14 protein-coding genes are annotated in these 15,971 nt (G+C 70.0%); 10 read left to right on the top strand and 4 right to left on the bottom strand.

Annotation, left to right across the window (positions count from 1 at the left end; genetic code table 11):
• Positions 1 to 8 precede the first annotated feature (8 nt).
• From ilvN to serA, 3 genes are all read left to right on the top strand, one after another.
• Entirely contained in the window at positions 9 to 536 is a 528-nt protein-coding gene (ilvN, locus tag OHT57_RS34895) for an acetolactate synthase small subunit (protein ID WP_328750746.1), read from the top strand.
• Positions 537 to 659: 123 nt separating this feature from the next.
• The gene (ilvC, locus tag OHT57_RS34900) at positions 660 to 1,658 is read left to right on the top strand and encodes a ketol-acid reductoisomerase (RefSeq protein ID WP_328750747.1); all 999 of its coding nucleotides are present in this window, start codon (positions 660 to 662) and stop codon (positions 1,656 to 1,658) included.
• 252 nt (positions 1,659 to 1,910) lie between these two features.
• The gene (gene serA, locus OHT57_RS34905; protein WP_328750748.1) at positions 1,911 to 3,500 is read left to right on the top strand and encodes a phosphoglycerate dehydrogenase; all 1,590 of its coding nucleotides are present in this window, start codon (positions 1,911 to 1,913) and stop codon (positions 3,498 to 3,500) included.
• Between the two features lie 131 nt (positions 3,501 to 3,631).
• Here serA and OHT57_RS34910 read toward each other — a convergent pair whose 3' ends face one another.
• Complete coding sequence (locus OHT57_RS34910; RefSeq protein WP_328750749.1) at positions 3,632 to 5,155, bottom strand: MFS transporter; 1,524 nt, start codon at positions 5,153 to 5,155, stop codon at positions 3,632 to 3,634.
• Positions 5,156 to 5,252: 97 nt separating this feature from the next.
• Here OHT57_RS34910 and OHT57_RS34915 point away from each other — a divergent pair, with 97 nt between their 5' ends.
• Complete coding sequence (locus OHT57_RS34915; protein ID WP_328750750.1) at positions 5,253 to 5,825, top strand: TetR/AcrR family transcriptional regulator; 573 nt, start codon at positions 5,253 to 5,255, stop codon at positions 5,823 to 5,825.
• Between the two features lie 11 nt (positions 5,826 to 5,836).
• On the opposite strand, the gene OHT57_RS34920 is transcribed toward OHT57_RS34915, so the two are convergent.
• Entirely contained in the window at positions 5,837 to 7,105 is a 1,269-nt protein-coding gene (locus OHT57_RS34920; RefSeq protein WP_328750751.1) for a PucR family transcriptional regulator, read from the bottom strand.
• Between the two features lie 107 nt (positions 7,106 to 7,212).
• Between OHT57_RS34920 and OHT57_RS34925 the strand changes: the two genes are divergently transcribed.
• The 3 genes from OHT57_RS34925 (at position 7,213) to OHT57_RS34935 (ending at position 10,759) form a co-directional block, all read left to right on the top strand.
• Positions 7,213 to 8,139 carry a proline dehydrogenase family protein gene (locus OHT57_RS34925; protein ID WP_328750752.1) on the top strand — a complete coding sequence of 309 codons (927 nt, stop codon included), beginning with the start codon at positions 7,213 to 7,215 and terminating at the stop codon, positions 8,137 to 8,139.
• A 119-nt stretch (positions 8,140 to 8,258) separates the two neighbouring features.
• Positions 8,259 to 9,890 carry an L-glutamate gamma-semialdehyde dehydrogenase gene (gene pruA / locus OHT57_RS34930; RefSeq protein ID WP_328750753.1) on the top strand — a complete coding sequence of 544 codons (1,632 nt, stop codon included), beginning with the start codon at positions 8,259 to 8,261 and terminating at the stop codon, positions 9,888 to 9,890.
• 68 nt (positions 9,891 to 9,958) lie between these two features.
• Positions 9,959 to 10,759: an alpha/beta fold hydrolase gene (locus tag OHT57_RS34935; protein ID WP_328750754.1), complete on the top strand. Its 801-nt coding sequence runs from the start codon at positions 9,959 to 9,961 to the stop codon at positions 10,757 to 10,759.
• On the opposite strand, the gene OHT57_RS34940 is transcribed toward OHT57_RS34935, so the two are convergent.
• Complete coding sequence (locus tag OHT57_RS34940; protein ID WP_443053516.1) at positions 10,756 to 11,811, bottom strand: NADP-dependent oxidoreductase; 1,056 nt, start codon at positions 11,809 to 11,811, stop codon at positions 10,756 to 10,758. The two genes, OHT57_RS34935 and OHT57_RS34940, sit on opposite strands and share 4 nt — an antisense overlap.
• Positions 11,812 to 11,858: 47 nt before the next feature.
• Between OHT57_RS34940 and OHT57_RS34945 the strand changes: the two genes are divergently transcribed.
• Positions 11,859 to 12,758: a LysR family transcriptional regulator gene (locus tag OHT57_RS34945; RefSeq protein WP_328750756.1), complete on the top strand. Its 900-nt coding sequence runs from the start codon at positions 11,859 to 11,861 to the stop codon at positions 12,756 to 12,758.
• A 213-nt stretch (positions 12,759 to 12,971) separates the two neighbouring features.
• Positions 12,972 to 13,103 carry a hypothetical protein gene (locus OHT57_RS34950; protein WP_020121043.1) on the top strand — a complete coding sequence of 44 codons (132 nt, stop codon included), beginning with the start codon at positions 12,972 to 12,974 and terminating at the stop codon, positions 13,101 to 13,103.
• Positions 13,104 to 13,154: 51 nt separating this feature from the next.
• Here the strand turns inward: OHT57_RS34950 and OHT57_RS34955 are convergent, their stop codons facing one another.
• On the bottom strand, positions 13,155 to 14,717 hold the full coding sequence (locus tag OHT57_RS34955; protein WP_328750757.1) for a purple acid phosphatase family protein: 1,563 nt from the start codon (positions 14,715 to 14,717) through the stop codon (positions 13,155 to 13,157).
• Positions 14,718 to 14,859: 142 nt separating this feature from the next.
• On the opposite strand from OHT57_RS34955, the gene OHT57_RS34960 reads away from it, so the two are divergent.
• The gene (locus OHT57_RS34960; RefSeq protein ID WP_328750758.1) at positions 14,860 to 15,903 is read left to right on the top strand and encodes a 3-isopropylmalate dehydrogenase; all 1,044 of its coding nucleotides are present in this window, start codon (positions 14,860 to 14,862) and stop codon (positions 15,901 to 15,903) included.
• Positions 15,904 to 15,971: the final 68 nt, after the last annotated feature.

Consider the following 15,971-nt stretch of genomic DNA (forward strand, 5'->3'; position numbering starts at 1 on the left):
AAAAGATCATGTCCAAGCACACGCTCTCCGTCCTGGTGGAGAACACCCCCGGCATCCTGGCCCGGATCGCCGCCCTGTTCTCCCGCCGCGGCTTCAACATCGACTCGCTCGCCGTCGGCGTCACCGAGCACCCCGAGATCTCCCGGATCACCATCGTGGTGACCGTGGTCGACGAACTGCCGCTGGAGCAGGTGACGAAGCAGCTCAACAAGCTCGTCAACGTGCTCAAGATCGTCGAGCTGGAGTCCGGCTCCGCGGTTCAGCGCGAACTCGTTCTGGTGAAGGTGCGCGCCGACAACGAGACGCGCTCCCAGATCGTCGAGATCGTCCAGCTGTTCCGCGCCAAGACGGTCGACGTCGCCCCGGAGGCCGTCACGATCGAGGCCACCGGCAGCAGCGACAAGCTGTCCGCGATGCTGAAGATGCTGGAGCCCTTCGGCATCAAGGAGCTCGTCCAGTCCGGCACCATCGCGATCGGCCGCGGTTCCCGCTCGATCACGGACCGCTCGCTGCGCGCGCTCGACCGCAGCGCGTAGAGCGACACGCAGGACCGGTCACGGGCGGCTCCCGGCCGCCCGTATACCGAGACCCCGAAACTTCATCTCAGCCCGCCGTCATACGGTGGGACGCAACACCCGCACACAAGGAGAGAACCCAAAGTGGCCGAGCTGTTCTACGACGCCGATGCCGACCTGTCCATCATCCAGGGCCGCAAGGTCGCGGTCATCGGTTACGGCAGCCAGGGCCACGCCCACGCGCTGTCGCTGCGTGACTCCGGTGTCGACGTGCGCGTCGGTCTGCACGAGGGCTCCAAGTCCAGGGCGAAGGCCGAGGAGCAGGGCCTGCGCGTGGTCACGCCCGCCGAGGCGACCGCCGAGGCCGACGTCATCATGGTCCTGGTGCCGGACCCGCTGCAGGCCCAGGTCTACGAGGAGTCCATCAAGGACAACCTCAACGACGGCGACGCGCTGTTCTTCGGTCACGGTCTGAACATCCGCTTCGACTTCATCAAGCCGCCGGCCGGCGTCGACGTGTGCATGGTCGCCCCCAAGGGCCCCGGCCACCTGGTGCGCCGTCAGTACGAGGAGGGCCGCGGCGTTCCGTGTATCGCGGCGGTCGAGCAGGACGCCACCGGCAACGCGTTCGCGCTGACGCTGTCGTACGCGAAGGGCATCGGCGGCACCCGCGCCGGCGTCATCAAGACGACGTTCACCGAGGAGACCGAGACCGACCTGTTCGGTGAGCAGGCCGTTCTCTGCGGTGGTACGGCCGCGCTGGTCAAGGCCGGTTTCGAGACGCTGACCGAGGCCGGTTACCAGCCGGAGATCGCGTACTTCGAGTGCCTGCACGAGCTGAAGCTGATCGTGGACCTCATGTACGAGGGCGGTCTGGAGAAGATGCGCTGGTCGATCTCCGAGACCGCCGAGTGGGGCGACTACGTCACCGGCCCGCGGATCATCACCGACGCCACCAAGGCCGAGATGAAGAAGATCCTCGCCGAGATCCAGGACGGCACCTTCGCCCGCGAGTGGATGGCCGAGTACCACGGCGGCCTGAAGAAGTACAACGAGTACAAGACGGCCGACTCCGAGCACCTGCTGGAGACCACCGGCAAGCAGCTCCGCAAGTTGATGAGCTGGGTCGACGAAGAGGCGTGAGCCGAGCGCCCCGCGACGGTGCCACCGGTTCCGGGTGCCGTCGCGGGGCTCCGTCCCGGACTCGTGCACAACGGAGCTGCACGTCCGGGTGATCCTTCCGCAGAGGCGGAGGACGACTTCCCCCGCGCCACTACACTGGCGCACAACATACGCGTCAGGCCCACAGCGTCGTGCGTCTTCCACGCGGCAAGCAAACCTCCACCGCCTGCGGCCGTCGGGACGGCCGTCCGCAATGGACTTGTGAGGACTCACGTGAGCTCGAAACCTGTCGTACTCATCGCTGAAGAGCTGTCGCCCGCGACCGTGGACGCGCTTGGCCCGGACTTCGAGATCCGGCACTGCAACGGAGCGGATCGAGCCGAACTGCTCCCGGCCATCGCCGACGTCGACGCGATCCTGATCCGTTCCGCCACCAAGGTGGACGCCGAGGCGATCGCCGTCGCGAAGAAGCTGAAGGTCGTCGCACGAGCCGGCGTCGGCCTGGACAACGTCGACGTCTCCGCCTCCACCAAGGCCGGCGTGATGGTCGTCAACGCCCCCACCTCGAACATCGTGACCGCCGCCGAGCTCGCCTGCGGTCTCCTCGTCGCCACCGCCCGCCACATTCCGCAGGCCAACGCCGCGCTGAAGAACGGCGAGTGGAAGCGCAGCAAGTACACGGGCGTGGAGCTGGCGGAGAAGACCCTCGGTGTCGTGGGCCTGGGCCGGATCGGTGCGCTGGTCGCTCAGCGCATGTCCGGCTTCGGGATGAAGGTCGTCGCCTACGACCCCTACATCCAGCCCGCCCGCGCCGCCCAGATGGGCGTCAAGGTGCTGTCCCTGGACGAGCTCCTCGAGGTGTCCGACTTCATCACCGTCCATCTGCCCAAGACGCCCGAGACCGTCGGCCTCATCGGCGACGAGGCGCTGCGCAAGGTCAAGCCGAGCGTGCGGATCGTCAACGCCGCGCGCGGCGGGATCGTCGACGAGGAGGCGCTGTACTCGGCGCTGAAGGAGGGACGCGTCGCGGGCGCCGGCCTCGACGTGTACGCGAAGGAGCCCTGCACGGACTCCCCGCTCTTCGAGTTCGACCAGGTCGTCGCCACCCCGCACCTCGGTGCCTCCACCGACGAGGCGCAGGAGAAGGCCGGTATCGCCGTCGCCCGCTCGGTGCGTCTCGCCCTCGCCGGTGAGCTCGTGCCCGACGCGGTGAACGTCCAGGGCGGGGTCATCGCCGAGGACGTCAAGCCGGGCCTGCCGCTTGCCGAGCGCCTGGGCCGGATCTTCACGGCGCTCGCCGGTGAGGTGGCGGTCCGCCTCGACGTGGAGGTGTACGGCGAGATCACCCAGCACGACGTGAAGGTGCTGGAGCTCAGCGCCCTCAAGGGTGTCTTCGAGGATGTCGTCGACGAGACCGTGTCGTACGTCAACGCCCCGCTGTTCGCGCAGGAGCGCGGCGTCGAGGTGCGGCTGACGACCAGCTCGGAGTCGGCCGACCACCGCAACGTCGTCACCGTGCGCGGCACGCTCAGCAGTGGCGAGGAGGTCTCGGTCTCCGGCACGCTGGCCGGTCCCAAGCACCTCCAGAAGATCGTCGCGGTCGGCGAGTACGACGTCGACCTGGCCCTCGCCGACCACATGATCGTCCTCAAGTACGAGGACCGTCCCGGTGTCGTCGGCACGGTCGGCCGGATCTTCGGCGAGGCCGGGATCAACATCGCCGGTATGCAGGTGTCGCGGTCCGTCGCGGGGGGCGAGGCGCTCGCGGTTCTGACGGTGGACGACTCGGTTCCCGTCGGGGTGCTGGCCGAGGTGGCCGAGGAGATCGGCGCGACGTCTGCGCGTGCGGTGAACCTGGTCTGAGGCAGTCGTCGGGCTGTGGGTGCGTGGGGGCTGGTCGCGCAGTTCCCCGCGCCCCTACGGCCCTTGCGGGCCTCGTCCTCAAGCGCCGGACGGGCTGACTTGGTCAGCCCGTCCGGCGTTTTGTGTGCGCCCTAGCAGGGGACTTTCTCCCGCTCCGGCGTCTCCTTCCGCACTTCGACTCCGCGCAGTGTCACCGCCGCCAGCACCGCGGCTCCCGCGAGCAGCACCGCTCCCGCGATCGCCGCTCCCTGCATCCCGTGGGTGAACGCCTCCCGGGCCGCCGTCGCAAGACCCGGGAACCGGTCCGCGACCGCCAGGGCCCCGCCCAGCGTCTCGCGGGCCGCGTCCGGTGCCGAACCCGGCATGTCGTGGCGGTAGACCGCCGCACCGATGGAGCCGAGGACCGCCATGCCGAGGGCACCGCCGAACTCGGTGCCGGTCTCCAGCAGGGAGGACGCCGAGCCGGCGCGTTCGGCCGGGGCCGCGCCCAGGGCCAGGTCCGTCATCTGGGAGATGACCATGACGATGCCGGAGGCGAGGACACCGCAGGCGGTCAGCACCAGCCACATCGAGTCCGTACCGGCGAGGGCGAGGAGACCGTAGCCGCAGGCGGCGATGACGAAGCCGGCGGTGACGACGTGGGCGCGGTTCGTGCCCCTCTGGACCAGTGAGGTCGTCACCGGGGCCACCATGCCGATCGGCACCGAGGGCAGCAGTGCCCACAGGGCCGCCTCCAGGGCGCTCTTGCCGAGCACCGACTGGAGGTACTGCGTGGTGAAGACGGCGGAGCCCATCATCGCGAACGCGGAGACCAGGTTGAGGACGACCGCGGGGGCGAAGCCATGGCCGCGGAACAGGGCCGGGGAGATCATCGGCGAGGACGTGGTGCGCTGGCGGTGCACGAAGAGGGCCGCGAAGAGCAGGCCGACGCTGATCGAGACGACGTACCGGACGTTCCAGCCCTCGGAAGGGATCTCCTTCAGGCCGTAGACGACGGGCAGTACGGCGGCCATCGACAGGGGGACGCTCAGCCAGTCGAAGCGGCCGGGTGCGGGGTCCTTCGACTCGGGCAGCAGGACCGGGGCCAGGACCAGCAGCAGAACCATCGCGGGCAGGTTGACCAGGAAGACCGAGCCCCACCAGAAGTACTCGACGAGGACTCCGCTCATCACCGAGCCGAGCGCGATGCCGGCCGTCATCATGCCGGACCAGATGCCGATCGCCTTCGCGCGCTGGCCGGAATCGGTGAACATCGTGCGGATCAGCGCCATCGTCGACGGCATCAGGGTCGCGCCGCCGATACCGAGCACCGCGCGGGCGGCGATGAGCATCTCGGCGCTGTTCGCGTAGGCCGCCATCAGTGACGCCGCGCTGAAGGCGACCGCGCCGGCCATCAGCAGTTTGCGGCGGCCGATGCGGTCGCCCAGGGAGCCCATCGTCATCAGCAGACCGGCCAGGACGAAGGCGTAGATGTCGAAGATCCACAGCTGCTGGGTGCCGCTCGGCTCCAGGTCCGCGCTGATCGCGGGGATCGCGAAGTAGAGGACCGAGACGTCCATGGAGACCAGCAGTAGCGGAAGCATCAGGACGGCGAGGGCGGTCCATTCACGGCGGCCGGCACGGGCGCCGACGGAAGTGCTCGTCGAGTTCGTCATGGCAACGACCGTACAGACGTCTTACACGCTTATCTAGGACGCTTGTATAAATCGCGCGTCTAGGACGCTTGTATGGATTCTTCGGTAGGGTGGCTGTATGGGACATCGCGAGGATCTGCTCGAAGGCGCCAAGCGCTGCCTGCTGGAGAAGGGGTTCCTGCGTACGACCGCGCGGGACATCGTCAAGGAGTCGGGCACGAACCTGGCGTCCATCGGCTACCACTACGGATCGAAGGACGCCCTGCTGGGACAGGCGTACATCGCTCTGGTGGAAAGCGTGCCCTTCGAGGGGGGCGACGGGTTCACCGGTGCGCCCGGCTCGCTGGAACGCTTCCGCGAGGTGTGGGCCAACATCGTCGACACCATGCGGGGGCCCGGCTCGATGTGGCGGCTCAGCATGGAGGTCATGGGCATGGGTGACCAACTGCCGGAAGTGCGCGACCAGTTGGCCCGCGCCCAGCGCGAGGGCGGGCGGGGCCTGGTCTCCATGCTCATGGGCGTGCCGGAGGAGGAGGTGACGGACGAGACCGCCGACACCCTCGGCCGGTTCTATCTGACGCTGATGACCGGGCTCATCGGCCAGTGGATCTTCGACCCGAAGAGCGCGCCGGACGCGGACACCCTCACCGAAGGCCTACGGCAGGTCATCGAGGCCGCCACGCGCGCGTGACCCGCACGTCGTCACAGTCGCGCCCCCTTGAGCGCCATGTGCAGCAACAGCCGGTCCTCGCCGTCGTCCAGGTCCAGGCCGGTGAGCTGTTCGACGCGGGAGAGACGGTAGTAGAGGGTCTGGCGGTGGATGCCCAGTGAGGCGGCGGTGCGGCCGGCCTGGCCCGCGCAGTCGAGATACACCTCGGCGGTGCGCGCGAGTTCGCGGTGGGCGGGGGAGAGCAGCGGGCGTACGGCGGGGTCGTGGGCCGTCCGCGGGGGCAGCGCGGTCAGGAGGCGGTACGGGCCGATGCGCGCCCACTCCGCGACCGGGCCGAACCCGGGTTCCGCGAGGGCGGCCCGAGCCGCCGCCGACGCCTCCTGCCAGGCGGACGCCAGCTCGGCGAGCCCCACGCGCGCGGCGGCGACTCCGGCGACCACGGTGCCCGAGGCCGACGAGCCGTGACCCGCCCCGGTGTCGCCGTCACCGCTTCCGCCCTCCACGCCTCGCGCCCGCTCCAGCAGCCGAGCCGCCGCCGAGGTCGCCGGCGTCGGGGTGTCCGCGGCCCGCAGCCGCACCAGCACCGCGAGGGACTGGGCCGAGGCGCCCCAAGGCAGTGAGCACAGCGCCGTCGCGTGCGGAACCGTACGGGCCGAGGGGCCGTCGTCCGGGTCGGCCGACGGCCACGGCGCGACGCACACCACCGCGTAGGGGCCCTCACCGCGGGAGCCCAGTGCCGTACGCAGGGCCGCCACCGCCATGTCGCCCTGCCAGCCCGGCTCGGCGGTCAGCACGGCCCGCAGCTCCCGGCTGAGGTCGGCCCCGTGCTGCGCCTCGTCCGCGAGCAGCGCCCCGATACGGGCTGCCACCCGCATGGCTGCGTCCAACTGCCGTGCGGTCGGGCCTGGTTCGGAGTCCAGCAGCCACACATAACCGAGGACGACCCCCCGGTGGCGTACGGGCAGACAGATCCGTCCGCGGTACACCCCCGCCTCCGGCGTGGGCGGAATCCGCACCGGGCCGCTCGCCCGGGTGATGCCGAAGCCCTCGAACCAGGTGCGGACCGTGGCCGTGGAGCGCCGGGTCAGGATCGAGCGGGTGCGGACGGGGTCCAGCGCCGACGGATCGAGGTCGCCCTCACTGTCGTACGCGCCGAAGGCGATCAGCTCGAAGTCGCGGTTCTCGAGGGTCGCGGGTGCGCCCAGGAGCTCCGAGATCTCGTCGACCAGATCCTGGTAGTCACCTCTGGAATCCGTCGTCACCCGGACATTCTCCCGCACGGGACCGCCCCCTTCATACATCTGTCTGAGATCTGCGGCACGGATGCGTGACAGCTGTCGATGGCCGACGATCGGAGGGACCCTTAGGTTTCACGGTGGTTCTGTCTGCTGGTCTGTGGAGGTGCCCCGTGCTGGGTCCCGTGATTCTTGCCGCGTCGCGCAGCGACCGGGTCCGACGCCTGATCTCGGCGGCCCCCGTGACCAAGCAGGTCGTCGACCGCTTCATCCCGGGCGAGACGGTCGACGAGATCGTGCCGATCGTCCGTGAGCTGACCGACCGCGGTCTGGAGCTGACGATGGACGTCGTCGGCGAGGACATCACCAACCCGGAGCAGGCGGAAGCCGCCCGGGACGCCTATCTGGCACTCATCGAGCGGCTCAGGACACTCGACCTGGGTACCAGGGCCGAGATGTCGGTGAAACTCTCGATGTTCGGCCAGGCGCTGCCCGGGGGCCACGAACTGGCCCTCGCGAACGTCCGGCCCGTCGTCGAGGCGGCCGCCGCCATCGGCACGACCGTCACGCTCGACGCCGAGGACCACACCACACTCGACTCGATGTTCGCCATCCACGAGGAGCTGCGGAAGGACTTCCCGCAGACCGGCTGTGTGATCCAGGCCTACCTCTTCCGCACCGAGGCCGACGCCCGCCGGCTCGCCGACGCAGGCAGCCGGGTACGGCTCGTGAAGGGCGCGTACAAGGAGCCTGCCGAGGTCGCCTACCAGCAGAAACACGAGATCGACAAGGCGTACGTCCGGGTCCTGCGCATCCTCATGGAGGGCGAGGGCTACCCGATGGTCGGCTCCCACGACCCGCGCCTGATCTCCATCGCCCAGGAACTCGCCCGCCTGGCCGGCCGCAAGCCCGACGAGTACGAGTTCCAGATGCTCTACGGCATCCGCGGCGACGAACACCTGCGCCTGGCCGCCGAGGGCCACCGCATGCGCGTCTACACGGCCTACGGCACCGACTGGTACGGCTACTTCATGAGGCGGCTCGCGGAGAAGCCGGCGAACCTGCGGTTCTTCCTGCGGAGCATGATCGGCCACGGCTGAGTCGGCTCGCCCCTGCCCCCAGGGAAGCGCGGCACATCCCGCAGACGGTCCTCACCCGAAGCTTGATCACCCAGGGCTGATCCCGAACACCCGCTCAAGTTCAAGGAGTTACGGAACCTATGGACGCTGTGACCCAGGTCCCCACCCCCGTCAACGAGCCGGTGCACGGCTACGCCCCCGGCTCGCCCGAGCGGGCCCGGCTGGAGGCCAGGCTCAAGGAGCTGGCCGAGAACCCGGTCGACCTGCCGATGACCATCGGCGGCGAGAAGCGTCTCGGCGGCGGCGAGGCCTTCCAGGTCGTGCAGCCGCACAACCACAAGGCCGTCCTCGGCACGTACCGCAACGCCACCCAGCAGGACGCCCAGGACGCCATCGACGCGGCCCTCGCCGCCGCCCCCGCCTGGCGCGCGATGGCCTTCGACGACCGTGCCGCGATCATCCTGCGCGCCGCTGAACTGCTCGCCGGCCCCTGGCGCGAGACCCTCGCCGCCTCCACCATGCTCGGCCAGTCCAAGACCGCCCAGCAGGCCGAGATCGACTGTCCCTGCGAGCTGGTCGACTTCTGGCGCTTCAACGTCAAGTACGCCCGTGACCTGCTCGCCGAGCAGCCCCCGGCGAACTCCCCGGGCGTCTGGAACCGCCTCGACCACCGCCCGCTGGAGGGCTTCGTCTACGCGATCACGCCGTTCAACTTCACGGCCATCGCGGGCAACCTCCCGACCGCGCCCGCGCTCATGGGCAACGTGGTCGTGTGGAAGCCGTCCCCGACGCAGACCCACGCCGCCGTACTGCTCATGCGGCTCCTTGAGGAGGCGGGCCTGCCCAAGGGCGTCATCAACCTCGTCACCGGCGACGGCATCGAGGTCTCCAAGGTCGCTCTGGAGCACCGGGACCTCGCGGGCATCCACTTCACCGGCTCGACGAAGACCTTCCAGCACCTGTGGAAGACGGTCGGCGCCAACATCGAGAAGTACCGCACGTATCCGCGTCTGGTCGGCGAGACGGGCGGCAAGGACTTCGTGGTGGCCCACCCTTCGGCTGACCCCGGGATCCTGAAGACGGCCCTGACCCGCGGTGCCTTCGAGTACCAGGGCCAGAAGTGCTCGGCGACCTCCCGGGCGTACATCCCGGCGTCGATCTGGAACAGCGGCTTCCGTGAGGAGTTCGCCGCCGAGGTCGACGGCATCACCATGGGCGACGTCACCGACTTCTCCCACTTCATCGGCGCGGTCATCGACGAGCGCGCCTTCGCCAAGAACAAGGCCGCCATCGACCGCGCCCACGCGGACCCCACCTGCACGGTCGTCGCGGGCGGCTCCTACGACGACTCGGTCGGGTACTTCGTCCGCCCGACCGTCGTCGAGTGCTCGGACCCGGCGAACGAGGTCTTCACGACCGAATACTTCGGCCCGTTCCTCGCGGTGTACGTCTACGAGGACGAGAAGTACGACGAGATGCTGACCCAGATGGAGTCGGCGTCCGACTACGCGCTGACGGGCTCGGTGATCTCCGGCGACCGCGCGGCGGCGGCGTACACGATGGAGAAGCTGCGCTACGCGGCCGGCAACTTCTACATCAACGACAAGTCCACCGGTGCCGTGGTCGGCCAGCAGCCCTTCGGCGGCGGCCGCGCCTCCGGCACCAACGACAAGGCCGGCGCCCCGCAGAACCTCCAGCGCTGGACCCTGACCCGCGCCATCAAGGAGACCCTGGTCCCGCCGACCGACTACCCGTACCCGCACATGGGCTGACGGTCCGTCAGTCATCGTGAGGGGCCGGGCTGTTGTCCGGCCCCTTCTCGTGCGCACACACTGCGTACATGACCGTGATCACCGAGGACGGCGTACGACTGTGGGCCTCGCGTTCGGGGGAGGGCGAGCCGTTGGTCCTGTGCCACGGCGGGCCGGGGCTGTGGGACATGTTCGGGGACGTGGCCGCGATGCTCGACGACCGGGCCACGGTGATCCGCTGGGACCAGCGCGGCTGCGGCCGCTCGCAGCGGTGCGCCGGACCGTGGACGACCGACCGTTTCGTGGCCGATCTCGACGCCGTCCGACATCACTTCGGCCTCGACCGGATGGCCCTCCTCGGTCATTCCTGGGGCGCGCAACTGGCGTTGAGCTACGCCCTCGCTCACCCGGAGCGGGTGAGCACGCTGATCTACGTCAGCGGGACAGGCATCGGACCGGTGTCGGACTGGCACGCCGCCTTCCGGGACAACCTCACGGCCCGCCTCGGCGCACACCGGGAGCCACCGGAGAAGGACCCGGAGCGGGCGATCCGCCAGTGGTCGGCCGACTTCGCGGACCGCGAGGACGCCCTGGAGCACGCCCGCCGCATGGCCGACCCGTGGTTCGACATCAACCACGCGTGCAACAGGGCCCTGAACGCCGAGACGCAACTCGCCTGGGGCACCCCCGCACTCCACACCGCCTGCCGGTCCCTCGACGTCCCCGTCCTGGTCATCGACGGAGCCCAGGACATCCGCCCGCGCTCGGCGGTGGACTCACTGGAGGCGGCGTTGCCGCGCGTGCGACGAGTCATGCTGCCCGATGCCGGCCATGTGCCGTGGGCGGAGTCCCCGGCGGACTTCAGGGACGCCGTCGGCGACGCCCTCTAGGGTCGCGGGGCGTCGGGAGCCGCCCGCACCAGGATCTTTCCGGTGTTCCCGCCCCGCAGCATCGACAAGAACGCCTCCACGATCCGGTCGAACCCGTCCACCACCGTCTCGTCCAGTGCGAGTGCCCCGCTGAGCAGGTGCGGTACGGCGAACTCGTACAACTCCTGCTGGACGTCGAGGTAGTTGCGCACCAGGAAGCCCTCGATGCGCAGGCTCTTCTCCACCACGTCCGCGTGGTCGAAGACGGCCGGCGGTGCGTCGGGGGTGTTGTACTGGCCGACCGTGCCGACACGGACCACGCGCCCGCGTTCCCGCAACGCTCCGATCGCCGCGCCCAGGTGTTCTCCGCCGACGTTGTCCACGAACAGGTCGATGCCGTCGGGGGCGGCCTTCGCGAGGAGGTCCGCGACCGGGCCGGTGCGGTAGTCGAACGCAGCGTCGTAGCCGACCTGTTCGGTCAGATGACGGACCTTCGACGGTGAGCCCGCGCTCCCGATCAACCGCCCCGCGCCCAGCAGTCGCGCGAACCGGCCCGTCGCCGTGCCGACCCCGCCGGCCGCCGCGGACACGAACAGGTCCTCGCCCTCACGGAGTCGGGCGATGCGGGTGAGACCGACGTACGCCGTCAGCCCGGTGCCACCGAGCACGCTCAAGTACGCGGAGAGCGGTACGCCTTCGTAGGACGGCAGGCGTCTCACCTCGGCCGGGGTCACCACCGAGTGCGTCCGCCAGCCCTTGCGGTGGAAGACCAACTCACCCTCCGGCAGGGCCGGTTCCCGGGAGGCGATGACCCTGCCGAGGGCGCGGCCCTCCAGCGGGGCGTTCAACTCGAAGTCTCCGTCCATCATTTCGCGGTGGTAGGGGTCGACCGACCAGTAGAGGTTCTCGACGAGTGCCGTTCCGGGGGCGGGCGACGGGACGGCGGACTCCACGAAGCGGAAGTGCCCCGGGGTCGGGAAGCCGGTCGGTCGGGCGGTCTGGTGCACGGTGAGCGCGGTCATGACCGGGACCGTAGAAGGAATGCGCCGGGGTGGGCAGAGGGTTGGGCTCATGGAACGGGCGGATCCATGAGCCGCCCTCATAGAAGCAGGTGGGGGACATGGTGAGCACGGTCGTCGATCTTGCGCCGCAGGAGCTGCGGATCCTGGTGGCGGTCGCCGAGGAGGGCGGGTTCTCGGCGGCCGCGCCCGGGCTCGGCACGACCCAGTCGGCCGTCTCGCACGCCGTGCGCGGCATCGAGGGCAAGCTGGGGGTCGTGCTGTTCGAGCGGGGCCGGTACGGGGCCCGGCCCACCCCCGCCGGTGCGCGGGCGGTGGCCCATGCCCGCCGGGTCCTGCGGATGCTGGAGGCGTTGGTGAGGGAGACCCGGGACACCCCCAGGGCCGAGATCACCGGCCCCCTCCGTGTCGCCGCCTTCCGCAGTGCCGCCCTGCATCTGCTGCCGCCGGTCCTGGCGCGGTTGTCCGCACGTCACCCCGGCATCGAGACGACCGTCACCGTCGTACGGGAGATCGGTCCCGGAACGGCCGGAGAGGTGGCCGAAGGGCGGGCCGACCTCGGGATCGCCACGCTCGGCACCGGTGCGCCGGTCCCGCCGGAGCTCGTCGGGGACGTACTCCTGGAGGAGCCGTACTCCCTGGTGCACCCGGCCGGCCACCCCGATCCGCGGTCGCTGCCGCTGGTGGACTGGATGGAGAACTGCTCCTCCTACACCCGGCGTTGGTGGGCCGCGCAGGACTGGATCCCCGCCGCGACCGTCCGTGCGGAGGACGACGGGGCCGTGCTGTCGATGGTGGGCAGCGGGCTCGGCATGGCGATCATGCCCGCGCTCTCCCTCACCGCGGTGCCGGCCGGTACGGAGGTCACCGACCTCGGGCCCGAGCGGCCCACCCGCCGGGTCGGTTACGTCACCACTCCCGAACTCGCCGCCACCGCGGCCGTCCGCGCGCTCGTCCGGGAACTGAGGGGATCGGCGAATCCGCAGGTCAGCGGGGTGTGATCCACTTCGCCGTCTCAGATAGTAGGAAGTCCGAGTAATTGTGGAGACAGACAGGCCCTGCTCCCTTAGCTTTGTAGGAGCCGAACGTCTCGCTCGATCAAGCGAATGGCGGTCGTGAGCCGGGCCCCGTGCAGGCAACCCCTGCGGTCCACGCTCCCCGTCTCTTCCGGCGTCTCGTTTTCCCTTCCCTGTCATCGAAGGAGTCGATTTCTCATGGCCGAGACGACCGCCCGCCGTCGAGTCCGTCACACGTCCCGTACGAGTGAGTCCGACCGAAAGAACGCCGCCGCCGCGCTCCAGCGCGCCCTCGACCGCCGTGACAACGGCGGCTCGACCGGCCACTGACGTTTTCCCCTCGAAGCCGGGAGCCGCGCCCGCACGGGGTGCGGCGCGGCCTCACGCGCCGCGCCGCACCTCGAACCGGTCGACGCGCTCCCCGCTCTGCGCGAGCGCCGAGACCGTCATCCGCGGCCGCGGTCCGCTCTCCACCTCCACCGAGAGCAGCGAGAACCCGCGGTAACGCACCCGCGACCACTCCACCGTCTCCTTCCGGGCCTGCTTGGACTTCGCCCACTGGAAGGTCTCGACCGACTCGTGGTCGTGCACGCGTCCCTCGTAGCTCTCCCGCACACCCGCGGGGAAGCCGTACAGATCCCGGCCGCCCCCGCCTGCCGTGACGTACACGATCCCGTCCCGCGTGGGATCCGTGGTGCCGCCCACCGGCACCGTCCGGCCGACCTCGCCGCCACGGATCGCGTCCGTGCGCTCGTACACGTGGTTGTGCCCGTTGATCACCAGATCGACCTGATGCTTCTCGAACAGCGGCAGCCACTGCGCGCGTACCCCGCCGTCGGAGGCGTGCGAGGACGTCGAGTACGCGCAGTGGTGGAAGTAGACGACGACGAAGTCGATCCCTTTCGTCGCCCGCAGCTCGCCGAGTCTCCGATCCAGCCACGTGGTCTGCTTCCCGTCCGTGTAACCGAAGTTGGCGGGAATCTCGTACGACACGTCGTTCGCGTCCAGTGCCACGACGCCGACGTTGCCGTACGTGAAGGAGTACACGCCCGGCGCCGCACGCGCGTCGAAGCCGCTGTCCGGCAGGGACCAGCGGGCGAGCTGGCCGCCGTAGCCGTCGGGCGAGTACCAGGCCTCCATGTCGTGGTTGCCGGTCGTCACCATCCAGGGCACGCTCCGCGCGACCCCCTCGTTCTGCTTGAGGAACAGGTCCCAGAAGCCCGGGTCGTAGCCGTCGGACGTGACGCCCTGGCCGTTGCTGTCGGCGTAGCAGATGTCGCCGGCGTGGAGGTGGAAGGCGGGTTTCCGGCGCAGCAGCAGGTTGTCGTTGGCCGCGGCGGCGGTGCCGACACCCTGGTCGCCGAAGGCGGTGAAGACGAACTTCTCCGGGTTCGCCGGCGCCGTGCGGAAGTCGGCGATGGTCGCGCGGTGCCCGGGGTCTGCCGGGTCGAAGCCGTCGTGGCCGACCCCGTAGTAGTAGGTCGTGCCGGGGCGCAGTCCGTCCAGGGCCGCGTGCAGGTAGTACTGGTCGAGCGCGAGGCGCACTCCGGTCTGCCCGGGGGTGTGCAGGTCGCGGATCTCGGCGTCGATCTTCCGGCTCAGGTCGTCGGGGGCCGTCCCGACGCGGACGTACGGCTTCCGCACCGCGAGCGGGACCTGCCAGGAGATCCGCATCTGCGTCTTCGGGTCGGCGCCGAAGGCGAGGTGGCGGCCGAAGGGGGAGACGGCGGAGCCGTGCACCCCGGCTGTGGCCGAGGGGGTGGCGGTGGAGGCCGCCCTGGACGATCCGTCGGGGGAGCAGCCGGTCAGCAGGCCGCCCGCCACCGCGCCCGCGGTCACCAGCGTGCGGCGCCGGGACAGCTTCGTCCGCAGGTACTCGTGCTGCTCGGCCATGCTCATCCGGCGCGCGAGCTGTGCGGGAATACCGAAGTCGGGAAGGTCCATGGTGGTGAACTTCCCAGCGGACTCCAACGGCCGCCACACCTACGGGTGAACGCCAGGAGAAGGGCTGACGCCCGGTCCCGCTCCGATGTCCGTATCGCGGACAGACTGTGTCATCCCATGGGACGGGGAGTAGGGTTCCCGCATGTCTCGCAGCCTCAATCTCGCAGTGATTCCCGGTGACGGCATCGGCCAGGAGGTCGTGGCCGAAGGCCTGAAGGTGCTCTCCGCCGTCCTTCCGCAGGATGTGAAGCTGGAGACCAAGGACTACGACTTCGGGGCCCGGCGCTACCACGCCACCGGTGAGACCCTCACCGAGGCCGACCTCGACGCCCTGAAGCAGCACGACGCGATCCTGCTCGGCGCCATCGGTGACCCGTCGGTCCCGTCCGGTGTCCTGGAGCGCGGTTTCCTGCTCAAGCTCCGCTTCGCCTTCGACCACCACGTCAACCTGCGTCCGTCGAAGCTCCTCCCCGGTGTCGAGACGCCCCTCAAGGGCGAGCCGGCCATCGACTTCGTGGTCGTCCGCGAGGGCACCGAGGGCCCGTACACCGGCAACGGCGGCACCATCCGCAAGGGCACCGAGCACGAGGTCGCCACCGAGGTCTCCGTGAACACGGCCTTCGGTGTCGAGCGCGTGGTCCGTGACGCCTTCGCCCGTGCCCAGGCCCGTCCGCGCAAGAAGCTCACGCTGGTCCACAAGAACAACGTGCTGACCTTCGCCGGACACCTGTGGACGAACACCTTCAACAAGGTGGCCGAGGAGTTCCCCGAGGTCACCACCGACTACATCCACGTGGACGCGGCGACCATCTACCTGGTCACCGACCCGGCCCGCTTCGACGTGATCGTCACCGACAACCTCTTCGGCGACATCATCACCGACCTCGCCGCGGCCGTCTCCGGCGGCATCGGCGTCGCCGCGAGCGGCAACATCAACCCCGCCGGCGAGTTCCCGTCCATGTTCGAGCCCGTCCACGGCTCGGCCCCGGACATCGCGGGCCAGGGCAAGGCCGACCCCACCGCCACGGTCCTGTCCGTCGCGCTGCTCCTGCGCCACCTCGGCTTCGAGTCCGAGGCCGTCCGCATCGACGAGGCGGTCTCCGCCGACCTCGCGGAGCGCACCGGCAGGCCCGCCCGCAGCACGTCGGAGATCGGCGACGCGCTGGCCGTACGAGTAGCCGGCTGACCCCGCGCCGCTCGAAAGATTTCGAAGCCGCCGGGTCGCTGCCGCACCCGGCGGCTTCCGCATGTCCC

Origin of the sequence: Streptomyces sp. NBC_00285 (assembly GCF_036174265.1) — a bacterium.
Lineage (GTDB): Bacteria > Actinomycetota > Actinomycetes > Streptomycetales > Streptomycetaceae > Streptomyces.